We start from the raw sequence: 15,951 nt of genomic DNA on the forward strand, positions 1-15,951 counted from the left end.
CAGGAGGCTAGGCTCAGCGGGCCAGCAGCCGGGCGACCTCGCGAGCCCAGTAGGTCAGGACAGTGTCGGCCCCGGCACGCACGATGCCGGTGACCGCCTCCATGATGACGCGCTTGCGGTCGATCCATCCCTGGGCGGCCGCGGCCTCGACCATCGCGTACTCGCCCGAGACCTGGTAGGCGGCCACCGGCACCGGGGAGGAGGAGGCGACGTCGGCCAGGACGTCAAGGTAGGGGCCGGCGGGCTTGACCATGACGATGTCGGCGCCCTCAGCCACGTCCAGCATGGCCTCGCGAAGCCCTTCGCGGCGGTTGGCCGGGTCCTGCTGGTAGGTGCGCCGGTCGCCCTTGAGCGTGGAGCCCACGGCCTCGCGGAAGGGCCCGAAGTAGGCCGAGGCGTACTTGGCGGAGTAGGCCATGATGGCCACGTCCTCGTGTCCGGTGGCGTCCAGGGCCTGGCGGATCGCTGCGACCTGGCCGTCCATCATGCCCGAGGGGGAGACCATGTGGGCGCCGGCCTCCGCCTGGGAGACGGCCATGGCCTGGTAGAGGGCGAGGGTGGCGTCGTTGTCTACTTCGCCTGCCCGGTGTCCCGCCTCCTGCCCGCGTACCAGGCCGCAGTGCCCGTGATCGGTGAACTCGTCCAGGCAGGTGTCCGCACACACGACGAGCGCGTCTCCCACCTCCTTGCGCACGGCGGCGATCCCTCGGTTGAGGATGCCGTCCTCCGCCCAGGCCTGGGTGCCGGCGGCGTCGCGCACCTCGGGCACGCCGAACAGGTCGATCGAGCCCACGCCGGCCTCCACCAGCGCCACGGCCTCGCGACGAAGAGAGTCCAGGGTGTGCTGGTACTGCCCGGGCATCGCCGCGATGGCCTGGGGCTCGCTGATCCCCTCGCGCACGAAGGCCGGGTAGATGAGCTGGGCCGGGCTCACGCGGGTCTCAGTCACGAGCCCGCGCATCGCGGGCGTGGTGCGCAGTCGCCGCGGGCGCACGGTGGGTGCCTGGGGGGCCGGGACGCCGCGGGAGGAGAGGAAGTCGGCGGCGGGGGAGGTGGAGGAGTCGGTCATGGGGAGTCCTTGGTGAGTCGTGGGGGTGGATGAGGACGGGCAGGAGGTCAGGCAGGGCCAGCTGGCCGGCTCAGGGTGGTGGGGCCTGCCGCTCCAGCACCTGGCAGAGGGCCTTGAGGACACCCTCAGCCGTCGGGGTCGGGGCGAGCGCCGCGACCTTGAGCCCTGCCGCCTGCGCGGCCAGCTGGCTGGGGCGGCCGAGGGTGACGACGGCGGTGCTGGCCGGAGCTGGTCCTGCCAGCTCGGTCAGGGCCCGGGCCGCGGAGCCAGCAGTGAGGACGACGGCGTCCCAGGCGCCACCGCGCCAGTGCGTCGCGAAGGCCGGGGGCAGGCAGGAGGCAGGAGCCGTGACGGTGGTGTAGACAGCGGCACGCTGAACCTGTGCGCCCAGATCCTCCAACCGCTCGGCCAGGACCGGGCGGGCGAGGGCTGACTGCGGCAGCAGGACCCGCGTGCCGGGTCCCACCCCGGCCTCCTCCAGGGCCTGGGCCAGCGCCTCGGCGTCCGAGCCTCCGACGACGTCGGGCTGGCGGCCGGTGACGGCCGCCAGGGCATGGGCCGTACGTGGTCCGACGGCGGCCAGGCGGGTGGGTGGCAGGAGCAGGCATCCGTCCTCGCAGGATCGGGCCGAGACACCGTCCTGGCTGTCGCCCCGCACGGCACCACCGTTGGCCTCCTCCGAGGTGCCGAGCCGGGAGAGGTCAAGGACCTCAAGGGTCTGGGCGCTGGTGACCACGACCCACTGCGGCCACCCGGAGTTGATGAGCGCGTGAGCTCGTTCGACTTCCTCAGGCGTGCCCGGGCTCGTCACCGTCAGGGCCAGGGTGTCAACCTCGGCCCCGGCCTCACGCAGGACCCGGGCGAAGGGGTCAGCGGGGCGTGAGCGGCCCAGGAGCACGCGACGGCCGGCCAGTGGCTGAGCCGCGCTGTGAGTAGGGTCTGGCGGTGTGCTCCCGGCAGGTGGGGTGGTCACCGAGGCGGTCATCGACGGTCGGTCCCCTTCGCGGCGGCCTGCGGGCCGGTGCTGCCTGCTCCGGGACTGCCCTTGGAGGCCTGCAGGTCCGTGATCTGGGCGGCGCCGTCGGCCAGGAGCCGCTCGGCGACGCAGCGCCCCAGGTCCTCGGCCTCCTCCAGCGTCCCGGTGGCGCTGGCGCGGCGCAGCTGGGTGCCGTCGAGCGAGGCCACGAGGGCCTCCAGGCAGATGGCGGGCGCCTGGTCAGGGCCGGGTTCCAAGGCAGTACCGGGCTCGGTGGGCAGGTCACGGCCTGCAGCAGGCTCGCCGGCTACGTCGAGGGGGCGGGCCAGTGCGCCCACAGGTGCGGCGCAGCCCGCGGCGAGGCAGCGCATGAGGGAGCGCTCGGCGTCAGCGCAGGCACGGGTCACTGGGTCGTCGACCAGGGCGAGCGCCACCGTGAGGACGGGCAGCTCGCAGGAGACGCGGTCTCGTGTCTCGACGGCGAGCGCCCCCTGGGCCGCGGCTGGGAGCATCCACGGCTCGGTCGTGGCAGGGGACCCGGCAGCGGAGCCGCCGTCGGGGATGCCCTGCACCTCGACCTGGGAGCGGGCGCCACAGCGTGCGGCCAACGGCTGACTGGCGTAGTCCTCCAGGCCCAGCCGCCTCATCCCGGACAGGGCCAGGATCGCGGCGTCCAGGTCCGGCTCAGCGGTAGCCCCCATGGGGCCGTCGGCACTGACCACGGAGCCCACCACGCGCGCCAGCCTCGTGGGGACGTTGCCGCGGATCGGCACGATCGTCAGGTCCGGGCGCTGAGCGAGCAGCTGGGCGGAGCGCCGGGGAGAACCGGTGCCCACGCGGGCGCCGGCAGGCAGGTCATGAAGGCCCAGGGTGGCGGCGCGGGTGCACAGGACGTCGCGCGGGTCCTCGCGGGCCGGCACAGCGGCGATCCGTAGGCCCGGCACCGCCGCGGTGGGCAGGTCCTTGTAGGAGTGGACGGCCAGGTCGCACTCGCCGGCCAGAAGGGCCTCACGCAGTGCGGTAGCGAAGACCCCGACCCCACCGAGCTGGGACAGTGCCGTGGGGTCGACGTCCCCGCGCGTGCGCACGGGCACGAGCTCGACGTGGAGCTCCTGCCCCGCCAGGGCCGCGGCCTGCTCCAGCATCCGGGCGACGAGCCCGGACTGGGTCAGTGCCAGGGCTGATCCGCGGGTGCCTAGTCGGACGGTGCTCATGCCTGCTCCTGGTCGGGGTGGAGGGAGGACGGCGCGGCGCCGTCGGCCTGAGCGACGTTACCCGCTGCGGGCAAGGCGGGGCTTGCCTGCGCGGACTCCTGCCCGGGTGGGCCGGACAGGCGAGCAGCCTGCGCGCGGGCGTGCTCGACCACGGCGGCGATCCCCGTTCCCGCCACCCAGGCTCCGGTGACGGCCAGACCGGGCAGGGTGGCGACGTCGCCGACGAGCCGGGCGGTGCGCTCGCGGTAGGCGGGGGTGACCGGCGGCAGGGTCCCGTCCCAGCGCACGGTCATGTGGGCGATGACGTCCTCGCGCCGCAGCGGCGAGGTCAGGCCGGTGAGCACCGTGGCGTCCTCCAGCGCCTGGTCCAGGCTGATCTCGGGGCGCGGCTCGCCGGGGCGGCCGTAGGACAGGCGCAGGGCGTGGACGTGAGGGCCGTGCAGCGCGGTCAGCTGCTCCCCGATCCAGGGCCACTTGACGCTGAGGTGGGACAGGGCCTTGGCGCCGACGGGGCAGGAGGTCTCCACCTGCCCAGGGGACAGCGGCGCCACGAGCAGCCCGGAGCCCACCGGGGCGGCGTCAAGCTCCTCACTGCGCACCACGAGCATGACCCGCGCGATCGGGGATCCCACCGGGACCTCGATCGAGGCGTCGACCGTGGTGCCGGCCAGGAGCCGCTGGGCAGCACCGGCTGAGCAGGCCAGGACGAGCCGGCTCGTGCGCACGACCTCGCCCGGCCCGGTCGGCACGGGCTCGGCCGACGGCGTGGCTCCTCGTCCGGTCGGCGCGACCTCCAGGTCCCAGGAACCGGGAGCTGCGGAGGCCGGCCGCAGGCTCTGGGCACCGCTGCGGGTGCGTACCTGTCCGCCGGCGGTGGTGACGGCCTCGCGCAGGGCGTCGGTCAGGGCCGTCAGGCCGCCCAGGGTGGTCACGTCCGTGGCCTGTCCGGCTCGGTGCCGGGCGCGCCGACGCTCGATGAGCTCGGTGACGGCGGCCTGCAGGCTGCCGAGCCGGGCCGTGGCCTCGCGCAGGCCCGGCGCCACGGTGTCCGCGGCCAGGTCGGCGGGGTCCGAGGTGTGGATGCCGGCCACGATGGGGCGCACGAGGCGGTCGAGCACCGCCTGGCCCATGCGGGCGCGCACGAAGGAGGCAAGGTCGGCCGGGTCTCCTGGCTGGGTGCTGACAGTGCCGGGCAGGGTGGCGTCGGCCGTGGCGCGCTCGGCACCGGCACGGCCCAGCACGGCGACGGCGTCCTCGGCCAGGGGGTGGGCCGGGATGCCGAGGAAGGAGTCCTTGAGGAAGGGGTGCAGCGCCCAGCCGGCCGAGGCGGGATCGCCGTCGAGCGGGGGAAGAAAGAGCCTGGCTCCGCCGCCGCAGGGACCGACGACCGTGAGACCGAGCGCGTCGACCATCTCAGTGACGGCCCGGCCGCGCATGACGAAGCCCTCGGCGCCCAGGTCCATCCTGGCTCCGCCGATCTCGGCGGCGGCCACGAGACCGCCGGTGTAGCCGCGGGCCTCGAGGACCAGCGGGCGCAGGCCGACCTGGCACAGCTGCCAGGCGGCAGACAGCCCAGCGATGCCGCCGCCCACGACGACGGCGTCCCAGACCTGGGGGCTCATGCCTGGGCCTCCGGTCCCTGCCAGGGGCGGGCGGCGACCTCGGCCCACTGCTGGTCCGCGTGGACCTGGGCGACGATGCCGGTGAGCACCGCCGGGTCGGTGCTTGCGGGCACGCCGTGACCGAGGTTGACCACGTGGCCGGGCGAGCGGCGGCCGAGCTCCAGGCAGCGCTCGACGGCCGCGGCCAGGACCGGGGCCGGGGTGGCCAGGAGGGCGGGATCGAGATTGCCTTGGACCGGGCAGGGTCCCTCCGGGCCGGAGCTGAGCTCCTCGATCGCCTCGCCCAGGTCCGTGCGGTCGTCCACGCCGACGGCGTGCGCGCCCGCCCGGCGCATCTCAGTCAGGATCCGCGCGGTGCCGGTGCCGAAGTGGATAAGCGGCACGCTGGAGCCGGTGGCGGAGGAGACGGCCTGGCCGGCGCGCTCCAGCGCCTGCGCCGAGTAGGGGGCGACGGCGCGGCGGTAGTCCGCGGGTGCCAAGGAGCCGGCCCAGGAGTCGAAGAGCTGGGCGGCTGAGGCGCCGGCCTCGACCTGGGTCGCGATGAACTGGCCGGTGACCTCGGCGCACCAGGTCATGAGGGCGTGCCACGCCTCGGGGTCAGCGTGCATGAGCGTGCGGGCCGCCAGATGGTCACGCGAGGGGCGCCCCTCCACCAGGTAGGCGGCCAGGGTGAAGGGGGCCCCACCGAAGCCGATGACCGGGGTCCAGCCGCTCTTGCCACGCGAGTGGGCGAGTCCCGCCACTTCTCGCTCGCTCAGCCGCCGACCGCGGGGGCTGAGCGGCTGGGCGGGGCCAGCCTGCTCGGGCGTGCCCAGCTCGGCGACGACGGCGCGCACGCCCTGGGACACCGCGTCCACCCCGGCTGCGTGCTCATCCTCGCCGTAGTGGTGCGAGACGAGCTCCTCCACGTCCTGGCGCGTGCGCACGGGCCGGTCGATGACGGGCCCCACGCCCGGCTCGATCCGTACCCCGACCCCGGCCAGGCGCAGCGGCACCATGATGTCGGAGAAGAAGACCGCTGCGTCTACGCCGTGACGGCGTACCGGCTGCAGGGTCGCCTCGGCTGCGAGCTCGGGGCGCAGACAGACCTCCAGCATCTCCAGGCCGACCTCGGCGCGCATCGCGCGGTACTCGGGCAGCGAGCGGCCTGCCTGACGCATGAACCACACCGGTGTGCGCCCTGGCTGGTAGCCGCCCAGCGCCTGCAGGAGGGAGGGAGCCGGGCCGTGGGAATTGTGTGCAGAGGTACTCACGGAATAGTCCTTAAAACGACGGAAGATGACTTCGCGTGATATTCCGGGAGGAAAACCATCGACGTGTCCAATCTAGGCTGATGTCATCTAAGAGACGGAGAAAAACGGCGTCATCTGAGGGAAAACGTGGATGCTGACGCCGTGTGGGTCACGGAAAATGACGCCTTGTCCGCATATTTCCTGGTGATGTCTGCTCCCATTGTGCCTGTTCTTTGTCCAGATGCTTCAATACACCCTGCTGTGCTTCATCTTCTGTCTGCTGATCATCGAACCCACGGGCTTGACCTCGTCGCCCGACTGGGTGGCGTTGTGGCGCACCTGGGTCCAGACCTTCAGGCCGCTGTGCCTGGGGTCGAGGGCGTCGTCGTCCTGGGAACCTGCAACCGCCTGGCCATCCTGCTGGACGCGCCCGCGCCTTCCCAGGCCATGGGCCACGAGGCAGATGACCGGCTGAGCGCCGTCGTCGCCTCCTTCCTGGCCGAGCGTGCCGGGCTGGACGCTCTCACGCTGCGCTCGTGGCACGGCGTGGACGCCGTCGCCCAGCTCTTTGCCACCGCCGCAGGCCTGGAGTCCATGGTGGTCGGTGAGCGCGAGATCGCCGGCCAGCTGCGCCGCGCCATGATCCTGGCCCATGAGGACGGCACGCTCACCGGGCCGCTGGCTCGCGCCGTCGAGCACGCCTCCACCACCTCCCGGCGCCTGGCCTGCTCCACTGGGCTGAGCGGCAATGGCCGCAGCGTCGTTGCCGTCGGCCTGGACCTGGCGGCACGCCAGCTCCCGCCCCTGGAGGGGGCCCGGGTCCTGCTGGTGGGCACCGGGGCCTACGCTGGGGCCACCGTCACCGCGCTGCGTGAGCGAGGCGTGTCCGACCTGGAGGTCTACTCCCGCTCCGACCGCGCCCGCGCCTTTGCTGACGGTCACCACCTGCGTGTCGTCACTGAGGAGACACTGCCAGCCGCCCTGGAGCTGGCCGATCTCGTGGTCACCTGCCGTGGGCTCGGCGCCCCGGTGCTCACCCGTGAGCTGGTCGAGCCGGCTGCCCGGCTGCGTCAGCCCACCGAACCGGCCCTTCTGGACCGCCACGAGGACCCTCGCTCGCCTGCCGAGCCGCCTGAGCGTCCGCTCGTCATCCTTGACCTGGCGCTCACGCGTGACGTCGAGGAAGCGGTGGGCAGCCTGCCGGGTGTGCTGCTCATCGACCTCCCCAGCGTCCAGCGGGCCGTGCCCGAGGCCGAGGCCGCGCAGGTGGAGGCCGCCCGTGCGATCGTGGAGGAGGAGGTGGCCGCCTTCACCCGCCTGGCTGGTGGGCGCCGCATGGACCCGGTCATCACCGAGCTGCGCACGCATGTGGAGGAGATGGTTGAGCGCGAGGTCGCTCGCCTGCGCGTGCGTGACGGCATGGTTGAGGCCGACGACGCCGCACGCGCGCTGCGTCGCCTGGCCGCCCGGCTGCTCCACCACCCCAGCGTCGCCGCCCGGCAGGCTGGCGAGGCGGGCCGGGATGAGGAGTACCTGGCGGCGTTGCCGATGCTGCTGGGCCCCGAGGTCACCAGCGCCCTGCTCGCCGGCACCCAGGCCCCGGCCACCTGCCCGGTCCACGTCACCGAGGGTGCCTCTGCCTGGCACCACCCCACCCAGATGGAGAGGTCCTATGCCTGAGTCGACCGCCCCCACCCACACCGCCGCGAGCGTAGGACGGCAGGCGAGCGCGCCGGCGTCGCCCGACCCGCTGGCTCCCTACGACGCGGTCCTCATCCTGTCCTACGGCGGCCCCATGGGCCCCGACGACGTCCTGCCCTTCATGCGCAACGCCACGGCCGGACGCGGCGTGCCTGACTCCCGCCTCCTGGAGGTCTCCGGGCACTACGGGCGCTTCGAGGGCGTCTCGCCGATCAACGCGCGCAACGCCGAGATGCTGGAGGCCCTGCGTGCTGAGCTCGCCCGGCGCGGCTCGCGCGTGCCTGTGGCCATCGGCAACCGCAACTGGCATCCCTTCGTCTCCGAGGCCATGCGCTCGCTGGCCGACGCCGGTGCACGCCACGTGCTGACGATGACCACCTCCGCCTACGGCTCCTACTCCGGCTGCCGCCAGTACCGCGAGGACACGGCCGCTGCGCTCGCCCTCCTGGCCGCAGGAGCCGACGGCGAGACCGGCCAGGGCTGGGAGGTTGACGCCGCTGCTCGGGTTGGTGGAGCCGGAGGCGCGCCGGTCGAGCTCGCGGTGGACAAGACCCGTCCCTTCTACAACACCCCCGGCATGCTGGAGGCTAACGTCGACGCGATCGTTGACGCCTACCGCCAGCTTGAGGACCGGGGGGTAGACGCCGCAGGGGTCCGTCTCGTGCTGGTCACCCACTCGGTGCCGCTCGGCATGGAGGAGGACTCCAGCCCGCATGCCGCGGAGCGGGCAGCGGGCGTGAGCCCAGCTGTGGCTGAGCCGGGTGTGGCGCCGGACCTGTCCACCGAGATCTCCTACGTCGAGCAGCACCGGCGCCTTGCCGAGGTTCTCCTGCCGCAGGTGCGAGAGCGCCTAGGAATGGCAGAGGACCCGCAGACGGACCTGGTCTACTGCTCGCGCTCGGGCCCGCCCCAGGCCCGCTGGCTGGAGCCGGATGTCAACGACCACCTGGAGGCCCTGGCAGCCGGGCGCCTGACCGACGGGACAGCGGTGGCGGTGCCCGCGGGCGTCGTCGTCGCGCCGATCGGCTTCGTGGCGGACCACATGGAGGTCGTCTTCGACCTGGACACCGAGGCCCGCGAGACCGCCGAGCGCCTCCATCTGCCCTACGTCCGGGCGGCGACCGCGGGCACGCACCCGGCCTTCATCTCCTCGCTGGCCGATATCCTTGTGGAGCGGGCCGCCGTCGCCCGTGGTGAGGAGGTAGAGCCGGACTCGACCACCGGCACCGGGCCCTTCCACACTGTCTGCCCGGACGTCTGCTGCCGCCCCGGGGTGCGGCGTCGTCCCCACGCCCGCCCCGGAGGCCCGCACGGGCAGGACTGAGCCCGCCACCGTCCACCCAGACCAACCACCAGCCCCACCACCAACGAGGGAGTCCACCATGACTGACCAGACCACCCCGGCCGCGACCGCCGGAGGCTCCGAGTCCCACGGCCACTACCAGCACGACCCGCGCGACGCCCGGCACATCGACGTCGACGAGGTCAACAATAAGAACCACTACGCCCTCTACGCGGTCTTCCGCCTCACCCAGCCGCTGCCGCCGCTGGAGGACACGCGTCGCCGCCTGGTCGGGGAGTCGCAGTACTACGTCGACCAGTCCGAGGTGACCACCCGCGGCTGGTACGACGTCTCCGGCTTCCGCTCTGACGCCGACCTGCTCGTGTGGTGGCTCGACGACGACCCCGAGAAGCTGCAGGACGCCAACCACCGCCTGCGCGCCAGCGCGCTGGGGCGCTACCTGGAGCCCGTGTGGTCCTGCATGGGCCTGCACACCCCTGCCGAGTTCAACCGCATGCACATCCCCGCCTGCTTCGGTGGCGTGGTGCCGCGTGACTGGCTCATGGTCTACCCCTTCGTGCGGTCCTACGACTGGTATCTCCTGCCGGCTGAGGAGCGGGCACGGATCATGAAGGACCACGGGCGCAACGGCTTCTCCAAGTACCCCGACGTCAAGGGCTCCACCCTGTCCACGATGGGCCTGAGCGACTACGAGTGGATCCTCGGCTTCGAGGCGGACACCCTCGACCGCCTGGAGGGTGTCATCCACCACCAGCGCTACACCGAGGCGCGCCTGCACGTGCGCGAGGACACGCCCTTCTACACCGGCGTGCGCGTGAGCCCGGCCGAGTGGGCCGAGCGTCAGCCTCGCTCCTGAGCCCCAGGCTCACCCTCCCAGCGGGACGGCCCCGGCCTCACGCGGACGACCAGGAACCCTGGTACGACCTTGTCCGTGTGGTGCAGGGGCCGTCCTGTGTTCTGAGGTGCTATCGCGGCTGGGGTCAGCACGCCTCGCGCACGCTCACCAGCCACGGGCAGCGGCGGCGCAGCAGGTGCTCGAAGCGTGCGTGCATGGTGACGACGGCGGCCGGGCAGTCCTGGCACGCGCCCTCCAGCGCGACCTTGACGACGCCGTCCGCGACGCGCTGGACCGTGAAGCTGCCACCGTGGGCACGTGCGATCTGGCCGACCGGTCCCTCCGCGATCTCTCGGGCGGCTGCCTCCAGCACCTCGTCCGGTCCGACCCCGACGGCGCCGGGCGCAGCCTCCCACGAGCCGGGGATCCCCAGCGCGTCAACGAGCGCCGACCGTACAGCCGACCCTGCCTCGCTCCAGATGCGCCCAGGGGCTAGGAGAGTGAGCACCGCGCCGGGCACCACCTCGAGGCCGGCCAGGACGCCGTCGTCGAGCAGCGCCTGGAGCATGCGCGGGGCGCGGGCCACCGACCCGGTGAAGGGGAGCAGACCGTCAGGCACCACCCAGCGCAGGACCGCAGGGTCCGGCGTCGTCACCGGGTGGGTAGGGACCACGGGCACGGCTAGCTGCTCCTTGCTGCGTGACGGTGACTGCGGGAACCGGCGTCACATGAGCGCGGCGACGAGGGCGTGCACTAGCGCCCCGGCTACCCAAGCAAGTGCGAACAGGTAGCCGTAGGCGATCGCCGCCCACTTCCAGGTTCCTGTCTCACGCCGGATCGTGCCCGCCGTGGCCATGCACTGCATGGCGAAGACGAAGAAGGCAAGGATCGCGGCGATCGTGGCGGGGTTGAAGACCTGCTCGCCAGCCGAGTTGGTGAGCGTGTCCCGCTGGTAGGTCATGGCCTCAAGCTGCGCGGTAGGCGCCTCTGGGTCCGAGGCCGCACCGATCTGACCGAGCGTGGCCACGAAGGTCTCGCGCGCCGCCAGCGAGGAGAGCACAGCGACGTTGACTCGCCACTCAAAACCCAGCGGCTCGAAGACCGGCTCCACGAAGCGGCCGACGGCGGCGCCCCAGGAGTGGTCCATGACGTAGCTGGTGCGCTGGGCGTCGTAGAGCGTGGACAGCTCCTCAGCGTCCGTGACTACCTCGCCGTCCTCACCCACCACCGTGGAGGAGGCCGGGGACTCCACCGCCTGGGCCACCGCAGAGCACTCGGCGGAGGCAGTGCAGTAGGAGTCGAACTCGGCCTCCGAGCGGAGCGGAACGTTGAGCAGCACCCAGATGATGATGGTGGCCGTCAGGATGATCGTTCCCGCCTTCTTGACAAAGCCCTTGGCCGCGTCCCAGACCATGACGCCGACCGTCCGGGCGCGCGGGAGGCGGTAGGGAGGCATCTCCATGTAGAAGGGCAGCAGTACCCCGCCGCGGTCGGTGAGCTTCTTGACCACCCAGGCCGCCGTCATCGCGGCCACCGCCCCGGCCAGGTAGAGGATGAACATGATCGTCCCGCGTGCCCCGAAGGGACCGATGCGGTCCTCGGGACCCACGAGCAGGGAGATCATGATGATGTAGACCGGCAGCCGCGCCGAGCAGGTCATCATCGGGGCGGCCAGCATCGTGGCCAGGCGGTCCTTGGCGCTGGGCAGGGTACGTGTGGCCATGACACCGGGAATTGCGCAGGCGAAGGAGGACAGCAGTGCTACGAAGGCGCGTCCCTCCAGCCCTGCCGAGGCCATGACCCGGTCCATGAGGAAGGCGGCTCGTGCCATGTACCCCACGCCCTCCATGAGGGCGATGAGGGTGAACATGATGACGATCTGCGGGATGAAGGTGAGGACCCCGCCCACGCCGCCGATGATGCCGTCTCCCAGCAGCCCGGCCAGTATCGGTGCCGGGGCGTCGAGCCAGGTGTGGACCTGCGTCCCCAGCCAGCCGAAGCTGGACTCGATCGCGTCCTGGAAGGGGGCGGCCCAGGTGAAGATCGCCTGGAAGAAGAGGTACATGACCGTGAGGAACACGAGCGTGCCCCACACCGGGTGCAGCAGGACCCGGTCGACCGCCGCGGTGCGTCGGTCCTCGCTGGGTGGGATGTAGTCAGCCGCCTCCAGCACGGACTCGCTCCAGCTCAGCCGCTCTGCCCCGCTGGTCGGCGGGGCGAAGGGCACGCGCTCCCAGCTGCGCCACGAACCGATCGCCTCGCGCAGCTGGGCGATGCCCACTGAGCGGTTGCCGATGACGCGCACGGCAGGCACGCCGATGGCGCGGCCAAGCGCCTCGACGTCGAGGCGCCCGCCGCGGCGGGTCAGCTCGTCGGTCATGGTGACGGCCAGGCAGGTGGGCAGGCCGAGGGCGAGGGCCTGGGCAGCCAACCCCAGGGAGCGGGACAGGGTGGTGGCGTCGATGACGACGACGAGCGCGTCCGGTGCCTCCTGCTTGCCCAGGTGACCGGTGAGCACGTCGAGCACGACCTGCTCGTCTGGGCTGATGGGCTCCAGGGAGTAGGCGCCGGGCAGGTCCTCGATCGTCACCGGGACCCGACGCGGAGCCTCTTCACCCGTCATCCCGGCCTCGCGGGCGGTGAGCTGGCAGGTACCGACGGCGCGGGCCACCGTGACGCCGGGGTAGTTGCCGGTCTTGGCGCGCAGGCCCGTCAGGGCGTTGTAGATGGAGGTCTTGCCGGCGTTGGGTGAGCCGGTCAGGGCGATGCGGTCCGCGCCGGTGTGGACGTGGTCCGAGGCGGCCCCGCAGTGGCAGGTGGCGCCGTCGTCGTGACAGGAGGGGGTCGAGGCAGCCGGGGCACTCATGCGAGCACCTCCACCATGACCAGAGCGGCCTCGCGACGGCGCAGGCTGAGGCAGTAGTCGGCGACCGTGTAGGTGGTGGGGTCCCCGAGCGGAGCCCGGCGGCCCACGAGGACCTCGCGGCCGGGTTCCAGGCCGAGGTCAACCAGTCGCCGGGCGAGCTGGGAACCTCGCTCCTCGGTGACGGCGGTGACGCGGCCTCGCTGGCCGCGTCGCAGGAGCGACAGGGGCGTCGGCTCCGTGGTGGTGGTGCTCATCTCAGGGTCCTTCTGTCGGGACGTGGGCTACGGTACCCCCGCGTCGCCGACCAAGGTTAGCCTTATAACACTCGTCCATAAAGGACAAGAGTCCTCTGGAGAGGGTGCTGAGAGCGGGTTCACGCACACCGGCGCGGCACGGGCCTCACAGGTGGAAATGCGCGCCGGCTGCCGGGTTGGCCAGCCAGGCCTGCGCGGCCGCGATCCGACGCCGTGCGGAGTCCGCGATCGGCTCGGGCAGGCAGCCAGGGTCAAACCAGCCCACCGCCGTCGACTCCTCGTCCCCCACGCGGCTGGCCGCGGCGCCAGCGGCATCGACCCGCGCGACGAAGTCGATCGACATGAACACGCAGCGGTCGCCGTTGGGGAACTGAGAGGGCTTCTCCGCCTCAACGGCGATGACGCCCAGGATCTCGGGGACGACGCCGGTCTCCTCCTCACACTCGCGCAAGGCGGCGACGGCCGGCTGCTCGCCGGGTTCGGGGATGCCGGAGACCACGGCCCACAGCCCCGTGTCCGAGCGCCTGCCCAGCAGGACGCGTCCTTCCGGGTCGGTGACGACCACGCTCACGCCGGGCAGCCACAGCTGGTCGTGCCCGATCTTGGCACGCAGGGACACGATGAAGTCCGGAGTTGGCACGAGATCCTCCCGTTCGTGGCCTCTTGACTCAGCGTGGTCGGGACGCAGCGACCCTGCGGGCCTGCGCTGCCCACGCCTCGACCGGGTCGTTGAAGGGCCCGGGCTCCCAGGTCCCTCCGGCGTGCTCGACGGCGCGCGCCAGCAGCCAGTCGGCCACCGCCGGGTTCTTGGGAAGCAAGGAGCCGTGCAGGTAGGTACCGATGACGTGGTGGATGCGCCCGCCCTCCAGGCCGTCAGAGCCGTTGTTGCCGTCACCGCTGCGCACCGTGCCGAAGGGGCGTGCCGCCGGGCCCAGCGTGGTGAGCCCCGAGTGGTTCTCGTAGCCGACCACCGTCCCGAACTCCTCGGTGTCCAGGGTGATGTTGCCGATGAGGCGCTTGGGGCCGGCGACCGTCTGCGCGTCCAGGATCGACACCCCTGGGATCTCGGTGCCCGAGGAGGTGACGAAGCGGTGTCCGAAGAGCTGGTAGAGGCCGCAGATGACGAGCATCGGGACGCCGTCGGTGGCCCAGGCGCGCAGCTCGCCGGCGCGCTGGGCGAGGTCGTCCTTGATCCGGGCCTGGCCTGAGTCCTGCCCGCCGCCTCCGACCACGAGGTGGACGTCCTCGGGCAGCTCGTCGCCGGGGTCATAGGTCAGCAGCTCGACGTCGTAGCCCTGCCACTGCGCGCGGCGGGCCAGGACGAGCGTGTTCCCCCAGTCGCCGTAGATATTCATGTCGTGGGGGTAGAGCTGGAGCAGGCGGATGTGTCCGCGTGCGGCGGAGTCGGTGGTGTGGCGGTAGATGATAGGGGGCGTCACTTCATGACCTCCTCGACCTCGGTCAGCTCGCCCAGGTGGTGGCGCAGAGCCAGCATCGCGGTGTAGCTGGTGAAGATACGCATCCGGCGCCCGTCGCGACGTGAGGCAGCGCGCAGCACCTCAAGCGCCTTGGCCAGGTCCGGTTCCACCGCACCCACCGGCACCTCGTCATAGCGCAGGCGCAGCGCCATGTCCCAGGCGCGCACGCCGGTGACGACGGCGACCCCCTCCTCACGCAGGCCGGCGAACTCCACGTCCCACAGCCAGGACATGTCCCGGCCGTCGGCGTACTCGTCGTTGATCGCGACCATGAGGGTCTCGGGGCCCGTCTCGGCCTCGGCCTGTGCGGCGGTGAGCAGTCCCATGCGGAAGCCGGCGGGGTTCTTCACCAGGGACAGCTCGACCTCGCGCCCGTCCAGCTCCACCACCTCGCCACGCCCGAAGGCGGGCTCGACGCGGCTGAGCTCGTCCAGGACGGAGGAGACATCTGCCTTGGGGCCGAGGATCTCCAGGGTGAGGGCCAGGGCGGCGCAGGCATTGAGCTGGTTGTGCACGCCGCGGATCGTCATCGAGACCCGGCGCCGCACGCCCCGTACCTGGAGCGTGACCTCCTGCCCGTGCAGCTTCTCCAGCAGGACGGTGGGGTGTGATGGGCTCATCGGCCCTGGGACGGCCTCACCCGGTCGCGCGGCGGTCGGCTGGCTCGTGCGCGCGGTGTGGAGCTCGTCGTCGGACAGGAAGACCGAGCGCAGCGCGGGGCCGATGCCGAAGGAGGCGGTGCGGGCCGAGAGCGTGTCAAGGAAGTCGGGGGAGACCAGACGGGGGTCGTCCTGGTTGACGACAACCACCCCGGTGGTGGCCTGAGCGACCTGGTGGAGGAGGGAGGCGGTGTAGTCGACCTCCCCGAAGCGGTCGAGCTGGTCGCGCATGACGTTGAGCAGGAGCGTGGCCTGGGGGCGTACGTGCTGGATGAAGCGCACCGCGTGGGCCTCGTCGAGCTCGAGGACGGCGATATCAGCGTCCACGCGCCCGCGCCAGTCGACCTCGGTGAGCAGGGAGGCGAGCACGCCACGGATGAAGTTGGAGCCGGTCCTGTTGGTCAGGACCTTCAGACCCTGAGACTGTAGGAGTTGGACGACCATCTTCGTCGTCGTCGTCTTGCCGTTGGTCCCCGAGACCACGACGACGCCGCGAGGCAGCTGGGCCAGCACCCGGCCCAGGAAGGCAGGGTCGGTGCGCTCGACGACCAGGCCCGGCAGTGCCGTCCCTCCTGAGCCACCGCCGCGCAGACGGGCGGCCAGGCGTGCGCCACGCCCCAGGGCGATCGTGGCGCTCGAACGCAGTGTCGTGGCCAGGTTGGTCATCGATTCAGGCTCCTGCAGGCAGAGGGGTGGCAGCCCGGTCAGTGTAGGTCCTTGGTCGCGTCACCGGAGGGGATTG

Annotated in this window: 14 protein-coding genes; 3 read left to right on the top strand and 11 right to left on the bottom strand. The window is 72.1% G+C overall.

All coding sequences use genetic code 11. The features are described from left to right. Positions 1 to 13: 13 nt before the first annotated feature. The 5 genes from hemB to CYJ26_RS06850 form a co-directional block, all read right to left on the bottom strand. Complete coding sequence (gene hemB / locus CYJ26_RS06830) at positions 14 to 1,069, bottom strand: porphobilinogen synthase (protein WP_024035431.1); 1,056 nt, start codon at positions 1,067 to 1,069, stop codon at positions 14 to 16. 70 nt (positions 1,070 to 1,139) lie between these two features. Next, positions 1,140 to 2,054: a uroporphyrinogen-III synthase gene (locus CYJ26_RS06835; RefSeq protein ID WP_101638177.1), complete on the bottom strand. Its 915-nt coding sequence runs from the start codon at positions 2,052 to 2,054 to the stop codon at positions 1,140 to 1,142. Then, positions 2,051 to 3,259: a hydroxymethylbilane synthase gene (gene hemC / locus CYJ26_RS06840; protein WP_006547964.1), complete on the bottom strand. Its 1,209-nt coding sequence runs from the start codon at positions 3,257 to 3,259 to the stop codon at positions 2,051 to 2,053. The genes CYJ26_RS06835 and hemC overlap by 4 nt, the downstream gene beginning before the upstream one ends. Next, on the bottom strand, positions 3,256 to 4,881 hold the full coding sequence (locus CYJ26_RS06845; RefSeq protein ID WP_101638178.1) for a protoporphyrinogen/coproporphyrinogen oxidase: 1,626 nt from the start codon (positions 4,879 to 4,881) through the stop codon (positions 3,256 to 3,258). Before CYJ26_RS06845 ends, hemC begins: the two co-directional genes overlap by 4 nt. Continuing rightward, the gene (locus CYJ26_RS06850; RefSeq protein WP_101638179.1) at positions 4,878 to 6,134 is read right to left on the bottom strand and encodes a uroporphyrinogen decarboxylase; all 1,257 of its coding nucleotides are present in this window, start codon (positions 6,132 to 6,134) and stop codon (positions 4,878 to 4,880) included. The genes CYJ26_RS06845 and CYJ26_RS06850 overlap by 4 nt, the downstream gene beginning before the upstream one ends. A gap of 186 nt (positions 6,135 to 6,320) precedes the next feature. On the opposite strand from CYJ26_RS06850, the gene CYJ26_RS06855 reads away from it, so the two are divergent. The 3 genes from CYJ26_RS06855 to hemQ are packed head-to-tail and all read left to right on the top strand — an operon-like array spanning position 6,321 to position 9,973. Further along, on the top strand, positions 6,321 to 7,793 hold the full coding sequence (locus CYJ26_RS06855; protein ID WP_101638180.1) for a glutamyl-tRNA reductase: 1,473 nt from the start codon (positions 6,321 to 6,323) through the stop codon (positions 7,791 to 7,793). Next, the gene (locus tag CYJ26_RS06860) at positions 7,786 to 9,138 is read left to right on the top strand and encodes a ferrochelatase (RefSeq protein ID WP_101638181.1); all 1,353 of its coding nucleotides are present in this window, start codon (positions 7,786 to 7,788) and stop codon (positions 9,136 to 9,138) included. Before CYJ26_RS06855 ends, CYJ26_RS06860 begins: the two co-directional genes overlap by 8 nt. Positions 9,139 to 9,196: 58 nt before the next feature. After that, positions 9,197 to 9,973, top strand: coding sequence for a hydrogen peroxide-dependent heme synthase (hemQ, locus tag CYJ26_RS06865; RefSeq protein ID WP_006547969.1), 777 nt, complete (start codon positions 9,197 to 9,199; stop codon positions 9,971 to 9,973). 124 nt (positions 9,974 to 10,097) lie between these two features. Here the strand turns inward: hemQ and CYJ26_RS06870 are convergent, their stop codons facing one another. From CYJ26_RS06870 to CYJ26_RS06895, 6 genes are all read right to left on the bottom strand, one after another. Continuing rightward, positions 10,098 to 10,631 (bottom strand): NifU family protein, encoded by a 534-nt coding sequence (locus CYJ26_RS06870; protein ID WP_006547970.1) that lies wholly within the window; start codon positions 10,629 to 10,631, stop codon positions 10,098 to 10,100. Between the two features lie 45 nt (positions 10,632 to 10,676). Then, entirely contained in the window at positions 10,677 to 12,818 is a 2,142-nt protein-coding gene (gene feoB / locus CYJ26_RS06875; RefSeq protein ID WP_101638182.1) for a ferrous iron transporter B, read from the bottom strand. Next, positions 12,815 to 13,072 (bottom strand): FeoA family protein, encoded by a 258-nt coding sequence (locus CYJ26_RS06880; protein WP_006547972.1) that lies wholly within the window; start codon positions 13,070 to 13,072, stop codon positions 12,815 to 12,817. The genes feoB and CYJ26_RS06880 overlap by 4 nt, the downstream gene beginning before the upstream one ends. Before the next feature lie 145 nt (positions 13,073 to 13,217). Beyond that, positions 13,218 to 13,712, bottom strand: coding sequence for an NUDIX hydrolase (locus CYJ26_RS06885; protein WP_006547973.1), 495 nt, complete (start codon positions 13,710 to 13,712; stop codon positions 13,218 to 13,220). Positions 13,713 to 13,740: 28 nt separating this feature from the next. Beyond that, positions 13,741 to 14,511: a type 1 glutamine amidotransferase gene (locus CYJ26_RS06890; protein WP_006547974.1), complete on the bottom strand. Its 771-nt coding sequence runs from the start codon at positions 14,509 to 14,511 to the stop codon at positions 13,741 to 13,743. Continuing rightward, complete coding sequence (locus CYJ26_RS06895; protein WP_101638183.1) at positions 14,508 to 15,875, bottom strand: Mur ligase family protein; 1,368 nt, start codon at positions 15,873 to 15,875, stop codon at positions 14,508 to 14,510. The genes CYJ26_RS06890 and CYJ26_RS06895 overlap by 4 nt, the downstream gene beginning before the upstream one ends. Between the last annotated feature and the right edge of the window lie 76 nt (positions 15,876 to 15,951).

The sequence above is a fragment of the Actinomyces urogenitalis genome (genome assembly GCF_002861525.1).
Lineage (GTDB): Bacteria > Actinomycetota > Actinomycetes > Actinomycetales > Actinomycetaceae > Actinomyces > Actinomyces urogenitalis.

Coding starts and splice junctions, on each gene's coding strand:
- hemB (WP_024035431.1), bottom strand. CDS start 1,069: ATGACCGACTCCTCCACCTCCCCCGCCGCCGACTTCCTCTCCTCCCGC.
- CYJ26_RS06835 (WP_101638177.1), bottom strand. CDS start 2,054: ATGACCGCCTCGGTGACCACCCCACCTGCCGGGAGCACACCGCCAGAC.
- hemC (WP_006547964.1), bottom strand. CDS start 3,259: ATGAGCACCGTCCGACTAGGCACCCGCGGATCAGCCCTGGCACTGACC.
- CYJ26_RS06845 (WP_101638178.1), bottom strand. CDS start 4,881: ATGAGCCCCCAGGTCTGGGACGCCGTCGTCGTGGGCGGCGGCATCGCT.
- CYJ26_RS06855 (WP_101638180.1), top strand. CDS start 6,321: ATGTCTGCTCCCATTGTGCCTGTTCTTTGTCCAGATGCTTCAATACAC.
- CYJ26_RS06860 (WP_101638181.1), top strand. CDS start 7,786: ATGCCTGAGTCGACCGCCCCCACCCACACCGCCGCGAGCGTAGGACGG.
- hemQ (WP_006547969.1), top strand. CDS start 9,197: ATGACTGACCAGACCACCCCGGCCGCGACCGCCGGAGGCTCCGAGTCC.
- feoB (WP_101638182.1), bottom strand. CDS start 12,818: ATGAGTGCCCCGGCTGCCTCGACCCCCTCCTGTCACGACGACGGCGCC.
- CYJ26_RS06880 (WP_006547972.1), bottom strand. CDS start 13,072: ATGAGCACCACCACCACGGAGCCGACGCCCCTGTCGCTCCTGCGACGC.
- CYJ26_RS06895 (WP_101638183.1), bottom strand. CDS start 15,875: ATGACCAACCTGGCCACGACACTGCGTTCGAGCGCCACGATCGCCCTG.